Raw genomic sequence first — 16,992 nt, 5'->3', positions numbered from 1 at the left:
TCAAAAATGGAAGCACTCAGATGCTTGAAACGATATATTGCTCGAGAAATCTTTTACTTGTTGAAAAACAGAAATGCTTCGATAAATGCTATTCAAATAACTGCTTGACACTTAGAAGGGCATCCATTGCTGTCTTTACGTAAAATCTTCTGACCTTGCGTGACAGCCTGCCCTTCCTGAACGTAAATATCGACAACTTGCCCTTTAATTTCAGAGCGTAGTGTTGCTATACGATCCGGTTCAGTTCGGCCATAAATACTAACTTCGCGGCTAACTTGTTCGGCATATAAGGTCTCGACTTTAACCTTGGTTAAGATTTCTTCGCGAATCTCTTTCTTGTCTTCATTCTGCTCAGCTGATAAATGCCCTGATGCTATCCATAAACATAAAAGTATGAAAATAAAGAATGCTATCCAAGCTGGTTGGCGGCGAATTTTAGTTAATAAATGTGACATGTTACCTCCGTGTCAGATGGCGCTAACATTACTACTTTGAAAAAAATACCACCAACTCTAAATCGTTTCGAAATATGTACAAAATCAACAAACACCCTAAAAACTCATTATTTGATGTAATGAAAGAGCTATGGTTACGCTGGCAATACTATAAAAGTTTCAAAAAAAGACACAAAAAAGCCAGCTTCATGCTGGCTTATTTGTTTCAATCGCGATTTGATTACACGCTAAAAGAAGAACCACACCCACAGGTGGTTGTAGCATTTGGATTATTCACTAAAAAACGAGAACCTTCTAAGCCTTCAACGTAATCTACGGTTCCACCTACTAAATATTGCAGGCTCATGGGGTCGACAACTAGAGTGACTTCGTTTTTATCGATAGTCATATCGCCCTCATTTACTTTTTCATCAAACGTAAAACCGTATTGAAAGCCAGAGCAACCTCCACCAGTGACATAGACTCGTAGTTTAAGATTTGGATTTTCTTCCTCTTCTATTAATGTACGAACCTTTGCGGAAGCGGCTTCAGAAAATTCAATTGGCACCGCCATTTCTACCGACATATATTACCTCTACCTTAACTAACAGGGGAAATACCCTATCTATGGGTTAATTATCTAATACCTGAGTAATCTAATCAACTATTCTGTGCTGCTTTGTGCTTTTTCAATGTTCCAATCGAAGGTTTTTTCCAAATTCCCTCGTTTTCGCTTAAATTGAAACACTTCTGCTTTGACCAACACTTTTTCAGGTGAAAATTGACTAGGTAAAATCATTTCGCCTTGAATGGTTTGAAAATACTTAAAGCTAAAGCTCAATTCTGAAGACGCTTGAGTGATTAAATCTGACAGATCATATTGCTTAGGCTTACCGTTTTCACTGCCAATCACTGTTACATCAATTGAGCCTTTTACGACATTTTTGATTTTGTTTTGTTGCATTAGCACTAATTCAAACCAAAAAGCACGGTCGCTCAGTGACGCCTTAACCTCGAAGGCTTCGATAACAAACCCATCTTGTTCCAATTCGGGGGCCATAACTCGTTGATAAAATTTAATTTCTTCTTTTAACTTTGCTTCATTGGCTAGTCCCTGTTCAAGACTAAGCTGAGACTTTTTCACGGCAAGTCTTTGAACTTCCAATTCCACGCCAAGAATGTTTAACTGCTTGGTTAAACGTTGATTATCAAGTGACAAGTTTTCAAGGGTGTGTTCCAGGGTACTAATTTTTGCATTTTGACTCTCAAAGTGTGAGTTGCCGTACATAAGTGCAAAATAAGCAGTGCAAATAAATAAAATCAGCAAAACCGAATAAAATTTAAATGCGCTCCACGTTTTACGAATTTCATCTGGTATCAAAGGGTAATTTTCCTAAAATAATTTTATCATTGTTTACAAGCACTTGTGATAAGCTAAATCTGCCTCACATGTGCATCACAAAATGCATACAGGGCACCATTATTACCCATTGAAAGTATAAGCCCAACAGATAATGACATTAAAATCTTTCAGACAGGAATTAGCGACTCCTCGCACATCAATTCAACTATGTATATTGGGCATAGTGGGTGGGATGAGCGCTGCGTCTTTGATTATTTTATTTCGGCTTTGTGTTGAATGGTTACAGCTCAGTTTTTTAGATGAATTAAACCGCTTTTCTGACTTAAACCCCATAGTACGTTTTACATTGCCTATTGCTGGCGCTCTACTGATTATTTTGTTTGCCTTTCTAACGGGTTTTAAACACTACCGGATGGGGATCCCATTTGTAATTCACAGACTCAAACAGCGCTACGGTCACATTCCTTTTCGCACAACAATTAATCAATTTTTTGGTGGCATGATCGCTTTGGCCAGTGGATTTGTGGTAGGTCGAGAAGGCCCTTCTGTGCACTTAGGCGCAGCCGGAAGCAGTTTTATAGGTCACGGCTTAAAATTACCCTACAACAGCATTCGTATTTTATCGGGTTGTGGAATCGCAGCAGGGATTTCAGCCTCATTTAATACACCTTTGGCAGCGGTTATTTTTGTAATGGAAGTGGTACTGCGAGAATACCGCATACATTTATTTATTCCGGTTATGTTAGCCGCCGCTTGCGGCTCATTAATGACCAGGGTGGTATTTGGCCAAGTCCATGAATTGTCTTTTTTATCCTTTCAATATATTAATCATTGGCATTACCCTTACCTAATTATTTTAGGTGTGACACTTGGCTGCCTTGCCACCCTTTTTAATAATCAATTGATGAATGTCATTCGCTTATTTAGACCCGTTAAAATGATATGGCGAATATTAATAGCCGCAGTGATCACCGCAATTTTTGGATACTTTTTGCCAGAATCCCTTAGTGCGAGTTTAGACACCACTCACTCATTTGTTAGCGGTGAGACTACAAGTATGTTAGTGGCTATTTTAGTCGCCAAATTTATCCTTGCACTCGTTGCCATTGGCTTAGGTGTGCCGGGCGGATTAATTGGCCCAGTTTATGTCATTGGAATGTTGGCTGGTGCCGTATTCGCCATCCCCTTAGGCTTCGTTTTATCAGAAAACATTGATTATAATAACAGTTTTGCATTGCTCGGCATTGCGGGCATGTTAACCGCAGTTTTGCACGCGCCACTCGCCGCTTTATCTTCAATTATGGAGTTGGCATATAATGCTGATATCATTTTGCCTGCCATGCTGGTTATAGTGCCTGCTTATGTGACATCCACACAACTTTTCGGTAATCGCTCAATATTTATCCGCCAATTGGAATATCAAAAACTGCCATATAGCATTTCTCCCATAAGGGAAGCGTTACAAAAGACCGGTGTATTGGCCGTTATGGACACAGAATATAAATTGTTTATAGATGCTCCAGACAAGCACATAATGGAGTTTTTAGACACTTCCCCAAATCATCCAGTGGTACTGCGTTCTTCGTTTGAAATCGATGTTCAGTATTCTTTAGTGCACTATGAACTAAGTTTAAATCACAATAGCGGCCCGTTGGCCTATTTCGATATGGAAGGTGTACCCAGTCAATCTACTTTGGCTGAAGTGTATGAAATATTGCAAGTAAATCGAGATGGTGCGGTCTATGTATACGAGACAACCCCCTCTAGCATTGTAGGAGTCATTACCTGGAATAGCTTACGTACATACTTGCATCAGGAAAAGTTTTAACAAATTTAAGAAGGTAAATAATGTTAGATGGTTGGATAAACTCCATAAATTGGATAGGTTGGATAAAAGCACTGCACATATTTTTTATGATTGCTTGGATGGCAGGAATTTTCTATTTACCTCGCTTATTTGTATATCATTCGCAAACATCGAGCCAAGAAGTGCGGGATCAATTCAAAATTATGGAACGCAGGCTATGGTTTTTTGTAACGCCATTTGCCCTATTAACCCTTATTTTCGGGGTTATCTTAATTTATATGTATGGCAGAGCTTGGTTCGCCGCTTCCATGTGGATACACATTAAATTGACCTTGGTTATTTTCGTGTACGCGTATCACGGCTATCTTTATTTTCAGTTGAAAAAATTTGCCAAGGATATTATTCCTCATTCATCACGTTTTTATCGTTTTTTAAATGAAGCCCCAGTACTAGTGCTACTTGCCATAGTCGCTTTAGCCGTGCTTAAAGCTTTTTAATAGCCAATAGGTTAAAATTTAAGATTATATTTGCTTTACGCTGTTTCATTAGCCAATATATAAGCAATGAGAAATAATGGATTGGAAATAGGACAAAATGGACGTCAGCAATCGGCAACTTACTCTGCTTTTAAATAAAACGGATTCTGCATTTAAATTACTTCGTGATAATCCTGATTCGATTGAATATAACAACGCTTACGAAGAAGCTAAACAAGAGCTAGACTATTATCTCGGTAATATCCGCGATTCATTAAAGAAAAAATACAAAGACTTTTGACCTTGTCCACATAAAGTTCATCAGATTTCCGTTAATTACTTCTCAATCTTTCCCGTATTAAAATTTACTCCTCCCTTCTTTTAAAAAAAGTATGCGCTTTTCATTTACAAAACCTTGATTCACCCACTACAATGTTAACGATTTGTTAATAATGTTAATATTTCTGACATTATTTACGCGTATTATTGCATGCTTAAACTGAAGTATACATTGGAGTAGTTTTGAGACAGTTAGTTTTTTTCCTCAGTATTTTGTTCTGCGCCCTTCCCCTTTGCGCAAAAACCCCCTTGTCTTTAGAAGACTTAAACCAAATACGAAAAGTTAAAACTGTGTCTTTTTCTCCAGATGGACGTTTAGCGGCGATCACGCTCAATTTACCCGATGACAGCTATGATGGAATTGATTTAGTTAGTTTAAGAGAGCTTTATGTCGTATCTAAAAGAGGAAGAATTTCCCCCGTAATATCAGGGGGAAGTCAACTCGGTCACGTAAAGTGGAATAAAGATAGTGATCAGTTATATTTCTTAGGGAAATTCCAAGATGATAAAACCGTTTCCTTATATCGCATTGAAATAGGTGATGATGAACCTGAAAAAGTGTTTAGTGCTAAAACAAATATAAAAGGTTTTGATCTAAACGAGGAAAATGATGCAGCGATTATTTGGGGGTACCCTGCTGCAGAGAAGCAACAAAGACTGTTAAACAATGCCGGGTTCAACGCTACAGTATTTGGGGAGTCAACCGAAAACGCCTCATTGTGGCGCGTGAGTTTGCTAAATCAAAATAAAAATGCACATTTACTCTATAACGAAAGCCACGTTTTAAGTGCCAAATGGATCCCACAATCTGAGCAAATATTATTGCATCATTCCCCTAGTTCGTTTGCAGATGATGTTGTAATGGAAAGCGAAATTTCAGTTTTAAAACCCAGTGGACAAATTCTGCTCACCAATTCTCATCGAGGGAAAGTGGGAGAGATAAGTGTCTCTCCCACTGGAAGCCATTATGTATTTATTGGCGCACAAGATCCGTCTGACCCCGCTGAAGGTCGGCTATGGCTTAGCCAAACATCATCATCAACAGCCGTAAATATACTGCCTGATTTTGCTGGCCACGTAACTGCAGTCAATTGGTTTAACCCAACAACCGTAGGTTTTATTGGCGCTCAGAATCTCAGTACATTTATTGCCAATAAGGACATAGAGGATCTGAATAAGTCATACAGAGTGCGGGTAAAACATGAAGGTAAAATCAGTGCCCTTAGTGTTGATGCAAAAGGTTATAATATAGCTTACTTGGCTGACTCCCCAGAGCATCCAGACGAACTCTTTATTAAAACTAAACATAGCAACAAAAGAATGACTAACTCTAACGTTTGGTTGAAAGATAAAGACCTACCTAAACAAACTGAGGTCTATTATACAGCCGCAGATGGCACCATTATAGATGGGATATTGGTGGAACCAATTGATAATTTAACTTCTACATCATCCGCAATTATTTTTGTGCATGGTGGCCCTGAAGCCCATTTCTCTTTAGGTTGGAATAATAGTTATTCCTACCCTGTTGCTTATGCAGCCAGCAGAGGGTTCTATAGCTTTTTACCTAACTACAGGGGCTCAACGGGAAAAGGTGTCGCCTTCTCTAAATTAGGACAAAGAGATTATGCCGGCGCTGAGTTTGACGATCTCTTAGATGCACGCACATTTTTAATTGAAGAATATGATGTAGATCCGCAACGAATCGGTATCACTGGGACGTCATACGGTGGATACGCTGCCGCCTGGGCCGCAACAAAACAACACGATTATTTTGCAGCCAGCGTGTCAGGGATGGGGGTGGCTAATCAAATTTCAAAATTTGGTACAACCGACATTCCCACAGAAATGCTAAATCTACATGCTTTAGTCGCACCTTGGGAAGACTGGTCGTGGTATCTGGAACGAAGCCCTATTTACCATACCAAAAATGCAACAACCCCACTATTGTTGTTACATGGGACTCAGGATACAAGGGTTTCCCCAAGTCAATCCAAAGAGCTTTATCGCTACTTTAAATCCAATGCTGACGCTCCAGTGAGACTTATTTTGTATCCTAATGAGGCCCATGGATTCGCTTTGGCACCAGCAAAATTAGATTACAGCATGCGTTTGATGCGCTGGATGGAGCACTTTGTTGTTCAACAAAACAAATCCAAACCAAGCCATCAACTTCCTCATCACGATTTGCCCGAGGCTGAATTAAATAGTGAGTGATCCAGTATCAGTTTCTTTATAATCATCCCATCGTAAGTACCTTACTCCAACCCACCTGAGTTAAGTTTACTTGATGTATTTAGTTTTTCTAACATCCACATAATGTTATGATGTTGGGCTACTTAACGAAATCCGGCATTCTGAAAGTCAGAATAATGCAAACGAGACCACGAATAAATGTCACAAGAACTACAAGATCATTATGCAAGCATTCTCCAACATTTAGGGGAAGACACCACCAGAGAAGGTTTGATTGATACGCCTAAAAGAGCCGCAAAAGCGATGCAGTTTTTAACGGATGGATATGAAAAAGATGTTCATGGCGTTGTAAATGGAGCCATTTTTGAAGCTGATACTGATGAAATGGTAATCATCCAAGACATTGAATATTACTCATTATGCGAGCACCATGTACTACCTTTCATAGGCCGTTGTCACATTGCATATTTACCAGACGGTAAAGTACTTGGTTTATCAAAATTCGCACGAATTGTGGATATGTACGCTCGTCGATTACAAATTCAAGAAGGTTTGACCAAACAAATTGCTGATGCTGTATTAGAAGTCACAGGTGCAAAAGGTGTGGGGGTTGTTATGGAAGGTAAACATATGTGCATGATGATGCGTGGTGTGCAAAAGCAAAACTCATCGATGATCACCTCAGTGATGTTAGGTTCGTTTAGAACCTCTCAAGCAACTCGCACGGAGTTTTTACGCTTAATTGGCAAGTGAGTTTTTATCAATCAGTATTGTTTTACTTAGGTAGATACACAAAAAAGGCGCTTTTAAAAAGCGCCTTATACTGAATTGTTTAAATCTCTCGCCCGTTATAGGTCAAGTTCTTTTAACTTACGCGTTAAGGTGTTTCTTCCCCACCCTAGTTTTTTAGCTGCGTCTTGTTTGTGACCATTCGTGTATTGCAATGCTCTTTCAAGCATGATTTTTTCAAATTCGTGGGTGGCTTCATCTAAGATATTCTGACGACCAGAGTGCAGTTGTTTATCGGCCCAACTAGCCAACAAGGTTTTCCAATCGCCTTCTTGATTGGCCGCTTGCGTAGTAGCAGGCTGAGTACTAATTTCAGGTGGCAAATCATTTATCAAAATTTCTTGACCACTGGCCATGACGGTTAACCAACGGCACATGTTTTCCAATTGGCGAACGTTTCCAGGCCAAGCTAACTGCGAAAGTACATTGGCAGCTTCCTTGCTAAGAGACTTAGCATCGACTTCCAATTCTTTTGCGGCACGGCTGAGGAAATGCCGAGCCAACAATGGGATGTCTTCGCGACGTTGTGCCAAGGTTGGGATATGAATCTTAATCACGTTGAGACGGTGGTAAAGATCTTCTCGAAATTTTCCATCTACGACTCGCTGTTCCAGATTTTGGTGGGTTGCAGCGATAATTCTCACGTTTACGCTAACTGGATTATGCCCCCCAACACGGTAAAACTGACCATCTGCCAATACTCGCAATAGACGCGTTTGCACATCCAAAGGCATATCACCTATCTCATCTAAAAATAGTGTGCCTCCATCTGCTTGCTCAAACCTACCTTGCCGAGCAGACTGCGCTCCGGTAAACGCCCCTTTTTCATGACCAAACAATTCCGACTCAATTAGGTCAGCCGGTATAGCGGCCATATTTAAAGCTATAAAAGTATTCGCTTTACGAGGACTATGGCGGTGCAATGCTTGAGCAACAAGCTCTTTACCCGTGCCTGACTGACCATTTATCAAAACGCTAATACTCGATCTTGATAAACGCCCAATGGCTCTAAAAACCTCTTGCATTGCTGGTGCTTCACCAATGATCTCAGTGTCTTTCGCCTCGGGTTCAACCTGTCGTTGCGAGTTTTGTTCCCTTGCATGGGCTAAAGCACGCTGGACAAGGTTCACTGCCTCATCGATATCAAATGGTTTAGGTAAATACTCAAAGGCTCCACTTTGATAGGCGTTTACTGCGCTATCTAGATCAGAGTGGGCCGTCATAATAATCACCGGAATATCAGGAAAATGGCGATGCACTTCTTGCAGTAATGTCATGCCGTCCATTTGTGGCATTTTAATATCAGAAACGATGACTTCTGGTTGTTGACCAGAATGTAACTGCAGAAGTAGATCTTCTGGATTCTCAAAACTAAAACAAGGAATTTGCGCCGACTGCAACGCTTTTTGTAATACCCAACGAATCGAGCTATCGTCATCTACGACCCATACTGGTTCAGCGTTCATTAAATTACGTCCTTTTTCTCTATCGGTAAATAAATTTTAAATGCGGTATGACCAGGCCAACTTTCAACATCAATTTTGCCTTTATGGTGGTCTACCAAAGATTGTGCAATGGACAGTCCTAAGCCTGTGCCATTTGATTTCCCTGTTACCATTGGATAAAACAGGGTGTCTTTTAGCTCAACGGGGATCCCTGGACCGTTGTCGATAATTTTAATTTGTGCAACTAGCGGATATTTCACGCCGTGTATCGTAAATCTGCGTTTGATTCTGCTTCGAATAATAATTTCAGGCTCTTTATCGTTATTTTCCAATGCCTGAATACTATTAGTGACAATATTTAAAACCGCTTGTTGTAACATATCTTGATCTAAAAACAGATCTGGAATACTCGGATCGTAATCGCGTTCAATATGAATATTATGGGTCGCATCCAACTTCACTAAGGTACGAATTTTTTCTAACACTTTGTGTATGTTTACCCACGCAAAATTGGGTAACGAATTAGGGCCCAAAAGTCGATCGACTAAATTTCGCAATCTATCTGATTGGCCAATAATTACTTGAGTAAACTCTTTCAAGTCAGGACTATGTAATTCTTTTTCGAGTAATTGTGCTGCCCCCCTAACGCCCCCAAGTGGATTTTTAATTTCGTGGGCCAATCCTCGAATTAACTCTCTAGCAGCTTGAAGTTGCGCCCACTGCTGACTTTCTTGACTAATCCGCTTCTGCTGATCAATGACTTTAATCTCAAGCAAAAGAGCAGACTTTTCTTCGAATTCAAATGATGTGACTGTCACATCGGTTAATACATGTCGACCATCGGAAAACGCAAATAGCACTTCGCCATCAGAAAATCCCTGGTCTCGTTCGATTGCACCTTCTAAGCGCGCAAATGTTACGCTGGAATGAGATACAAATTGGGTCAAAGGAAAACCAAGTAATTGATTTTCTCCGCATTCTAATATCGACTGCGCAGCTAGATTGACGTAACGGATAGAAAGGTTTTTATCCAAAACCAGTACAGCCGTAGCCAAGCTTTCCAAAAGGTGTTTAAATTGTTCACTCAAAGAAATTTCATCCAATTACATTATTGCACCATATAAGTGCACAACATTCACCTGTTAAAGTCAATGTCAATTAAGAAGCACGCTACAGGCTTCTAAAACGTTTAATTTGGATTGATCAACGTCGATGCCTGGTGCATGTAAAACACTCTAGGCTTAGACAATGCAAGGATCTTGCCTGTATGGTGAATAAATTTTACTTGGATTGAATGTTCTCCTCGCACTACGTTTTGAAGTCGAAAAGAAGGGGCAGGACTGGTTTGCACTAGCTCACCATCTAAATAAATTTCGAATTTGCCATTTCCAACGGGCTCAAGTTGAGCGGTAACTGAAACCTTACCTGAATTGTTACGCAGAGTTTGTTTATCCGCAGGGGAAATAATCTTAAGCTGGTAATCGGGAAACTCTAACCTATTCCTTTTAATCGGCTTTTTCGATACCCCATTGGTTAACGAAGGCATCACAGTACTATTGGTATTTTCTAAATCCAATGGTTCTGCCCCGCTTTGCGGTGTATCTGTGTAGGTTATTGAGCCGTCAGAATTTACTATTTTGTAAAGGGTCTCGCCAATTGCGGCAACGGAAAATAACAATAAAGCAATGATAATGGTCTTTTTCATACCTTAGAGTGTAGCCTTTTCCGGAATAAAAAAAAGCCCGCAATAATGCGGGCTAGTATAAAAAACAATAACTATAGCAATTAGCAGCTGTAGTACATGCCAAATTCTACTGGGTGAGTAGAAGAGTTAAGTAACTCAACTTCTGCAGATTTAAGCTCAAGATAAGCATCAATCATGTCATCAGTCATAACGCCACCAGCCGTCAAGAATTCACGATCACTATCCAAAGCTTCTAGAGCTTGTTCTAATGAACTTGAAACTGTTGGGATTTCTGCCGCTTCTTCTGGAGGAAGATCATAAAGATCTTTATCCATAGCATCGCCAGGGTGGATCTTATTTTTAATTCCGTCAAGACCAGCCATTAACATTGCAGTGAATGACAAGTATGGGTTACCTGTTGGATCAGGGAAACGTACTTCGATACGACGAGCACGTTCACTATTCACGTGAGGAATACGGATAGATGCAGAACGGTTACAAGCAGAATATGCTAACATTACCGGTGCTTCAAACCCTGGGACCAAACGCTTATAAGAGTTAGTAGAAGCGTTAGTGAATGCGTTAATCGCGCGAGCGTGTTTGATAATACCACCAATGTAGAACAAGGCTTCTTCAGACATACCAGCATATTTGTCACCAGCAAAAACGTTTTTACCGCCTTTGCTAATAGATTGGTGAACATGCATACCTGAACCATTATCACCTACTAGAGGCTTAGGCATAAAGGTCGCTGTTTGACCGTAAGCATGAGCTACGTTATGCACTACATACTTATAGATTTGAACTTCATCAGCTTTTTTAACTAGCGTGTTAAACAAGCAAGCGATTTCGTTTTGACCTGCTGTTGCTACTTCGTGGTGATGGGCTTCAACAGTTAGTCCCATTTCTTCCATAACAAGACACATAGCAGCACGAGTATCATTTGATGAATCAACTGGAGGAACTGGGAAGTATCCGCCTTTGATACCTGGACGGTGGCCCATGTTGCCGCCTTCAAACTCAGCACCTGAATTCCAAGAAGCTTCTTCAGCATCAATTTTGAAGAAAGAACCAGACATAGTAGTGCTATATTTCACGTCGTCAAACAAGAAAAACTCTGGCTCTGGACCGATATAGACTTCATCACCGATTCCAGTCGATTTTAAATATTCTTCTGCACGACGAGCCACAGAACGAGGGTCGCGGTCGTAACCTTGCATAGTTGAAGGCTCAAGTATGTCACAACGAACGTTAATTTGTGTTTCTTCTGCGAATGGGTCAAGAACGACTGTTTCTGGATCAGGCATAAGTACCATGTCAGATTCATTAATGCCTTTCCAACCAGCGATAGAAGAACCATCAAACATTTTACCTTCTTCGAAGAAGTCTTCAGTTACTTGATGAGATGGGATTGAAACGTGCTGCTCTTTACCTTTTGTATCGGTAAAACGTAGATCAACAAATTTCGCTTCGGTTTCTTTGATAAGGTCTAAAGCCTTTTCTACTGACATTGTGTCCTCCTGAATATAATCAAAGATTATGGTATTTTTCAATCTTGCAATACTAGTTGCTCAACTAAGCGATTTTCATGCCATATGCATGACGCCCCTAAAGTACCTGTTCTTTCGTTGAAATGGTGAATAAACAACGCTACCCCAAGTAATTTTTGCACCATACGTGATCACAAAGCCCTAATATGGTGCGCTAGTTATTTATATTAGGAACTAGTTTACTCAGATTAACCTAATAACAAACAGATAGATGTATTATTTTGATATTGGCTATTACTATCTTTTTCACAAAACAGTGCATGCTAATTAAAATTTCGCACCAAGCCACAGCCAAAGCTTGTCGGTATCAGTTTTCCCACTTTCACCAGAGTAGTTGGCATACTTGATCCCCATGGAATAATTAGCAGAGACTTTGTAGGTATATAGCAAATCAATTTCACTGCCAAGATCATCTACCAGCTCTGTGGATTCGTCTGCTTCAAAGTCATGATAGGTCGCAGTCAAACTTCCACCAGCCAATTTCCCAGAAAGTGTTACGGATAAGTCTACTAGCCCCTGTGCAGGTGTAGCTAAAAATATATCAGCCCAGCCATTAAATTTATGCAAAGTCGCTAGGGGTGTAGAGAATCCATAATTTCCCTCATCGGAACCAAGTACTTCGTAACCAATTTTTGCGGTAACACCTGAAAATACTGCGCCAGCTTCTAGCATTAAGTAATCCGCATCAAAGCTAGTGGTTGCAGAATCACTGCTTTGGGTCGCATATTCTGCCGTATAGATAAGTTTAGTATCACCTACAACGTTGTTTCCTGAAAATCGGATACCAAAGGTGTCCAACGAGTTTTCAACATTATTGTCAACCTCAAGTAAATAGCCGTAAGCCGTTATTTTTCCCACAGATGAATTATACGAGGCATTGATTAGATGATCTTTAGCATCCAAATCTGCAGCTTCAGCGAAAATACGGTTGCGTTGCGTTAAATAGGCATATTTTAATGAAACGGCTTTCACAGGACTGTAATCAAAACTGAAACCATCAAAGGTTTGACGGTCTTGACGCCAGCCTACATGGCCAATAAAACGATGATTGTCCATGGTAATCACTTGCCTACCCACTTTAGCGGTAAATTCGTCAGTAGAGTATTGAAGATACCCCTGATCGAGCTCAGTATGCTCAGGATCTGCTATCACTGAATAGATTCCGGAGTTATAACCTGTTGGCCCGACCGTATAATCGCCCTGCCCTAACACTATACGCGTATCTTCCACTTCAATCATGGCTGAAAAATTCTTATAGCTCGCTGATTGATAGCTCAACAAAGTGCGCAAGGTAAGTGCACTTGCATCTTCCACCGCATTGTCTTGCTCCACAGATTCATAGCGCAACAGAAAATTAGCCTTAGCCGTGCCATTTGCCATAGCTTCAGTCACAGATTCTGCAGCATTAGCAGACATAGTAGATACATTCAACAGAGCAAGGGGTACTGCAACATTAAGTGTTTTTTTTGCTAACGTTTTCATCGTCTTTTCTCTTATTTTAGGCATGACTTTGCCGAGACTTTGGCTGGCTAATAAGCTCATTAGCACAAACCTAAGTCTTGGTTTACATGGTATTTAAAGGTTAATGTGTTTAAATTTTGTCTTAGCCGGTTTTTAAGCTTCCTGGCTGTCCTTTGGCGGATTTGCTTTTTCGGTGAGAATCCACAGACTCTACTTTTCTTTGTTTTTCATACAAGAATTTAAGTACTTCATGTCGATAATGGTTGTACTGAGGATTATCGGCTAACTCAATGCGATTTCGTGGTCGCTCTAAATCGATGGATAAAATTTCGCCTATGGTTGCCGACGGTCCATTGGTCATCATGACGATACGATCAGACAGTAAAACAGCTTCATCCACATCGTGGGTAATCATAATAACGGTATTTCCCAATTGACTATGTATTTCCATTACTGAGTCTTGCAAATGTGCGCGGGTTAGCGCATCTAAAGCTCCGAAAGGTTCGTCCATTAACAGTACTTTTGGCTCCATGGCGAGGGCCCGGGCGATGCCTACCCGCTGTTTCATTCCGCCTGATATTTCCGACGGCAATTTATCTGCAGCATGGCTCATATGCACAAGCTCAAGATTGTGCTCAACCCAGTCCTTAATTTCTTTTTTAGAGCGTCCTGTCTGGGTTTGTTTTACCGCAAGCTCGACATTTTTGTAAGCAGACAACCATGGCAGTAATGAATGATTCTGAAAGACTACGGCCCTTTCAGGTCCAGGCTCGTTGACTTCTTGCCCTTCGAGTATCACCCCACCAGTAGTGGCCTGATACAATCCGGCAATGAGATTTAGAACCGTCGACTTTCCGCAGCCAGAGTGACCGATTAAGGATATAAACTCACCTTTTTGAATTTTTAAATTCACTTCCGTCAATGCAGTGAAAGGCCCTTTTGGTGTAGGGAAATCTATTGCTACTTGGGTTAGTTCAAGTTGATGTTTAAATGTCATGATCATTTCCTCTTAGCGTAAAGTCGCTGATTTATCCCAACTTACCCACTTCTGAAGCTGCAACATTAATCGATCCAGTATGAAGCCGATGATGCCAATGGTGAGTACTGCAACCATTATACGAGCCAAAGATTCCGAGCTTCCGTTTTGAAACTCATCCCAGACAAACTTGCCTAGCCCAGGGTTTTGCGCCAACATTTCAGCTGCGATCAACACCATCCAACCAATACCTAACGACAGACGTAAACCCGTAAAAATCGCTGGAATTGAGGAAGGCATTACAATTTTTATTACATGTTGGATAGGATTTAGTCTTAATACCTTACTGACATTAATAAGATCCTTATCAATGCTCGATACACCAACGGCGGTGTTAATCAGAGTTGGCCATAAACAACAAAGTGCCACTGTTGCTGCAGAGGTTATAAAAGACTTGGCGAACATAGGATCATCAGACACATAAACGGCACTGACCACCATTGTTACTAACGGCAACCATGCGAGTGGAGAAATGGGTTTAAATAACTGAATCAATGGGTTGATAGCCGCGTATGAAGACTTACTTAATCCACATAGAATCCCCAAAGGAACCGCGAAAAGTGATGCCATAACAAAGCCTACCATGACCGTATAAAGGCTCGTCCAAATCTGTTGAAAGAATGTTGGAGCGCCGGTGAAGGCTCGAATTTTTGGTTGATAATTAGGGTCTTTTGCTACCCTTTCAGCATTGCGCTTATGTTGGCGCTCATAAAACGCTTCAGCTTTGCTTTGCTGGGTATAATGTTCATCTACCAATACCTTGGCCTGTTGCCAAACAGCAGTAGTACCAGGGAATTGCCCCAAAGAAGTATCAATATTTTTGGCTAATACATTCCACAGGCCAATAAACACGACCAATCCAATTACCGGCAGCATTATGGTTTTTAGCCATCCAGTTAGCTTCACTAAATCGAAGCTTGCTTCTTTCTCTGTGATCATAGGAATAGCTGCTTGTTTAGACATTTTAGTTCTCCGTCCGGTGAATTCACCTAAGCTTTAAAGCTTAGTGTCACCTTTGATTCCAATAGTAAATTTTTCCAAATAAGCATTTGGCTGAGTACCGTCATAAACAATATTATCGATGAAGTGTTTCTGAGCAGGTTTGAAGCCTGTTTCAGTAGCAAATTCAGGAAAATCTTTTGCATCCGCTTTGCCTTCAGCAATCAATGCCTTTGCAGCTTGAGCATAAATGTCTGGACGATAAACTTGCTTGGCAATGTCTTTGTACCAAGAGTCCGGTTTTTGCTCACTAATTTGGCCCCAACGACGCATTTGGGTTAAATACCAAATGGCATCACTGTAAAATGGATAAGTCGCGTTATAACGGAAGAAAACGTTGAAGTCTGGAACCTCTCGTTTGTCTCCTTTTTCATATTCAAACGTACCTACCATGCTGTTTGCAATTACCTCAGCGTCAGCACCAACATAAGCGCTTTTAGCTAATATTTTCACGGCCTCAGGACGGTTAGCATTGTTATTTTCATCTAACCAGATGGCAGCTCGAATCATAGCTTTAACCACGCGAATATGAGTATTCGGATTCTCCTCAGCCCATTTTTTGCTGACTCCAAAAACTTTCTCTGGGTTATCTTTCCAAATCTCATAGTCAGTGACTACGGGTACGCCAATACCTTTAAACACAGCCTGTTGATTCCAAGGTTCACCTACGCAGTAACCTTCGATTGTGCCAGCTTCCATAGTGGCTGGCATTTGAGGGGGTGGAGTCACTGACAACAACGCATCTGCATTTATTTGTCCGCTAGTATCATCTTTGTGTGGTGCATAGTAACCAGGATGGATGTTACCCGCAGCTAACCAATAGCGAAGCTCATAATTGTGAGTAGATACTGGAAACACCATTCCCATCTTGAAAGGTTTACCTTGGTCTTTAAAACTGTCAATTACCGGTTTTAACGCATCGGCTTTTATCGGGTGTACTGGTTTTCCATTTTCATGGGGAATATGGGTTTTCATTTGACTCCAAATATCATTGGAGACAGTGATAGCGTTTCCGTTTAAATCCATACTGAAAGCAGTAATAATATCGGCTTGCGTTCCATAGCCTATAGTTGCACCTAATGGTTGCCCTGCTAACATATGAGCACCATCTAGCTGCCCATCGATGACTCTATCGAGTAAGACTTTCCAATTTGCCTGAGCCTCTAAAGTGACATATAGCCCCTCATCTTCAAAAAATCGTTTTTCATACGCTATGGCTAACGGCGCCATATCGGTCAATTTAATAAAACCAAACTTAAGCTCTTCTTTTTCCGGATAACCCACTTCTTGAGCATGCAAACTTGTGCTGCCAATCACTACGGCTATTGGGGCCAAAATCATAGCTTTACGCATCGACGATACCAATTTAATAACTGCATTCGACCATTTTGTTCGAGACATAATCCACTCCGA

The 16,992-nt window shown here is 40.7% G+C and carries 16 protein-coding genes; 5 read left to right on the top strand and 11 right to left on the bottom strand.

What is annotated here, in order from left to right; genetic code table 11:
• Nucleotides 1-92: 92 nt before the first annotated feature.
• The 3 genes from ACYVIL_RS07595 to ACYVIL_RS07585 all read right to left on the bottom strand — a co-directional run bounded on the left by ACYVIL_RS07595 (nt 93) and on the right by ACYVIL_RS07585 (nt 1,815).
• Nucleotides 93-455 carry a hypothetical protein gene (locus tag ACYVIL_RS07595; RefSeq protein WP_460312079.1) on the bottom strand — a complete coding sequence of 121 codons (363 nt, stop codon included), beginning with the start codon at nt 453-455 and terminating at the stop codon, nt 93-95.
• A 220-nt stretch (nt 456-675) separates the two neighbouring features.
• Nucleotides 676-1,020 (bottom strand): iron-sulfur cluster insertion protein ErpA, encoded by a 345-nt coding sequence (gene erpA / locus ACYVIL_RS07590; protein WP_216049693.1) that lies wholly within the window; start codon nt 1,018-1,020, stop codon nt 676-678.
• A 78-nt stretch (nt 1,021-1,098) separates the two neighbouring features.
• The gene (locus ACYVIL_RS07585; protein WP_460312078.1) at nt 1,099-1,815 is read right to left on the bottom strand and encodes a DUF6776 family protein; all 717 of its coding nucleotides are present in this window, start codon (nt 1,813-1,815) and stop codon (nt 1,099-1,101) included.
• Nucleotides 1,816-1,948: 133 nt separating this feature from the next.
• Between ACYVIL_RS07585 and ACYVIL_RS07580 the strand changes: the two genes are divergently transcribed.
• The 5 genes from ACYVIL_RS07580 (at nt 1,949) to folE (ending at nt 7,368) form a co-directional block, all read left to right on the top strand.
• Nucleotides 1,949-3,625 (top strand): chloride channel protein, encoded by a 1,677-nt coding sequence (locus ACYVIL_RS07580; RefSeq protein ID WP_460312077.1) that lies wholly within the window; start codon nt 1,949-1,951, stop codon nt 3,623-3,625.
• A 20-nt stretch (nt 3,626-3,645) separates the two neighbouring features.
• Nucleotides 3,646-4,101, top strand: a complete 456-nt coding sequence (locus ACYVIL_RS07575; RefSeq protein ID WP_460312076.1) for a CopD family protein — start codon at nt 3,646-3,648, stop codon at nt 4,099-4,101.
• 97 nt (nt 4,102-4,198) lie between these two features.
• Nucleotides 4,199-4,381 carry a hypothetical protein gene (locus ACYVIL_RS07570; RefSeq protein WP_303476032.1) on the top strand — a complete coding sequence of 61 codons (183 nt, stop codon included), beginning with the start codon at nt 4,199-4,201 and terminating at the stop codon, nt 4,379-4,381.
• 221 nt (nt 4,382-4,602) lie between these two features.
• Nucleotides 4,603-6,636, top strand: a complete 2,034-nt coding sequence (locus tag ACYVIL_RS07565) for an alpha/beta hydrolase family protein (protein WP_460312075.1) — start codon at nt 4,603-4,605, stop codon at nt 6,634-6,636.
• Between the two features lie 177 nt (nt 6,637-6,813).
• Nucleotides 6,814-7,368: a GTP cyclohydrolase I FolE gene (gene folE / locus ACYVIL_RS07560; protein ID WP_303476037.1), complete on the top strand. Its 555-nt coding sequence runs from the start codon at nt 6,814-6,816 to the stop codon at nt 7,366-7,368.
• Nucleotides 7,369-7,463: 95 nt separating this feature from the next.
• Here the strand turns inward: folE and glnG are convergent, their stop codons facing one another.
• The 8 genes from glnG to ACYVIL_RS07520 form a co-directional block, all read right to left on the bottom strand.
• Nucleotides 7,464-8,870 (bottom strand): nitrogen regulation protein NR(I), encoded by a 1,407-nt coding sequence (glnG, locus tag ACYVIL_RS07555; protein ID WP_460312074.1) that lies wholly within the window; start codon nt 8,868-8,870, stop codon nt 7,464-7,466.
• Nucleotides 8,870-9,943 carry a nitrogen regulation protein NR(II) gene (gene glnL, locus ACYVIL_RS07550; RefSeq protein WP_460312082.1) on the bottom strand — a complete coding sequence of 358 codons (1,074 nt, stop codon included), beginning with the start codon at nt 9,941-9,943 and terminating at the stop codon, nt 8,870-8,872. The genes glnG and glnL overlap by 1 nt, the downstream gene beginning before the upstream one ends.
• A gap of 95 nt (nt 9,944-10,038) precedes the next feature.
• The gene (locus ACYVIL_RS07545) at nt 10,039-10,554 is read right to left on the bottom strand and encodes a DUF4124 domain-containing protein (protein WP_303476045.1); all 516 of its coding nucleotides are present in this window, start codon (nt 10,552-10,554) and stop codon (nt 10,039-10,041) included.
• An 80-nt stretch (nt 10,555-10,634) separates the two neighbouring features.
• A complete protein-coding gene (glnA, locus tag ACYVIL_RS07540; protein WP_303476048.1) occupies nt 10,635-12,044 on the bottom strand; it encodes a glutamate--ammonia ligase in 1,410 nt (469 codons plus the stop codon).
• Between the two features lie 306 nt (nt 12,045-12,350).
• Nucleotides 12,351-13,565 carry an alginate export family protein gene (locus ACYVIL_RS07535; RefSeq protein ID WP_460312081.1) on the bottom strand — a complete coding sequence of 405 codons (1,215 nt, stop codon included), beginning with the start codon at nt 13,563-13,565 and terminating at the stop codon, nt 12,351-12,353.
• A gap of 121 nt (nt 13,566-13,686) precedes the next feature.
• The gene (locus tag ACYVIL_RS07530) at nt 13,687-14,541 is read right to left on the bottom strand and encodes an ABC transporter ATP-binding protein (RefSeq protein WP_460312073.1); all 855 of its coding nucleotides are present in this window, start codon (nt 14,539-14,541) and stop codon (nt 13,687-13,689) included.
• A 12-nt stretch (nt 14,542-14,553) separates the two neighbouring features.
• Nucleotides 14,554-15,519, bottom strand: coding sequence for an ABC transporter permease (locus tag ACYVIL_RS07525; protein ID WP_303476089.1), 966 nt, complete (start codon nt 15,517-15,519; stop codon nt 14,554-14,556).
• Between the two features lie 57 nt (nt 15,520-15,576).
• The gene (locus ACYVIL_RS07520) at nt 15,577-16,920 is read right to left on the bottom strand and encodes a CmpA/NrtA family ABC transporter substrate-binding protein (protein ID WP_460312080.1); all 1,344 of its coding nucleotides are present in this window, start codon (nt 16,918-16,920) and stop codon (nt 15,577-15,579) included.
• Between the last annotated feature and the right edge of the window lie 72 nt (nt 16,921-16,992).

Source organism: Aliiglaciecola aliphaticivorans (assembly GCF_054782055.1).
This window is presented reverse-complemented; position numbering and strand designations above follow the sequence as displayed.

Coding starts and splice junctions, on each gene's coding strand:
- ACYVIL_RS07595 (WP_460312079.1), bottom strand. CDS start 455: ATGTCACATTTATTAACTAAAATTCGCCGCCAACCAGCTTGGATAGCA.
- erpA (WP_216049693.1), bottom strand. CDS start 1,020: ATGTCGGTAGAAATGGCGGTGCCAATTGAATTTTCTGAAGCCGCTTCC.
- ACYVIL_RS07580 (WP_460312077.1), top strand. CDS start 1,949: ATGACATTAAAATCTTTCAGACAGGAATTAGCGACTCCTCGCACATCA.
- ACYVIL_RS07575 (WP_460312076.1), top strand. CDS start 3,646: ATGTTAGATGGTTGGATAAACTCCATAAATTGGATAGGTTGGATAAAA.
- ACYVIL_RS07570 (WP_303476032.1), top strand. CDS start 4,199: ATGGACGTCAGCAATCGGCAACTTACTCTGCTTTTAAATAAAACGGAT.
- folE (WP_303476037.1), top strand. CDS start 6,814: ATGTCACAAGAACTACAAGATCATTATGCAAGCATTCTCCAACATTTA.
- glnG (WP_460312074.1), bottom strand. CDS start 8,870: ATGAACGCTGAACCAGTATGGGTCGTAGATGACGATAGCTCGATTCGT.
- ACYVIL_RS07545 (WP_303476045.1), bottom strand. CDS start 10,554: ATGAAAAAGACCATTATCATTGCTTTATTGTTATTTTCCGTTGCCGCA.
- glnA (WP_303476048.1), bottom strand. CDS start 12,044: ATGTCAGTAGAAAAGGCTTTAGACCTTATCAAAGAAACCGAAGCGAAA.
- ACYVIL_RS07535 (WP_460312081.1), bottom strand. CDS start 13,565: ATGAAAACGTTAGCAAAAAAAACACTTAATGTTGCAGTACCCCTTGCT.
- ACYVIL_RS07530 (WP_460312073.1), bottom strand. CDS start 14,541: ATGACATTTAAACATCAACTTGAACTAACCCAAGTAGCAATAGATTTC.
- ACYVIL_RS07525 (WP_303476089.1), bottom strand. CDS start 15,519: ATGATCACAGAGAAAGAAGCAAGCTTCGATTTAGTGAAGCTAACTGGA.
- ACYVIL_RS07520 (WP_460312080.1), bottom strand. CDS start 16,920: ATGATTTTGGCCCCAATAGCCGTAGTGATTGGCAGCACAAGTTTGCAT.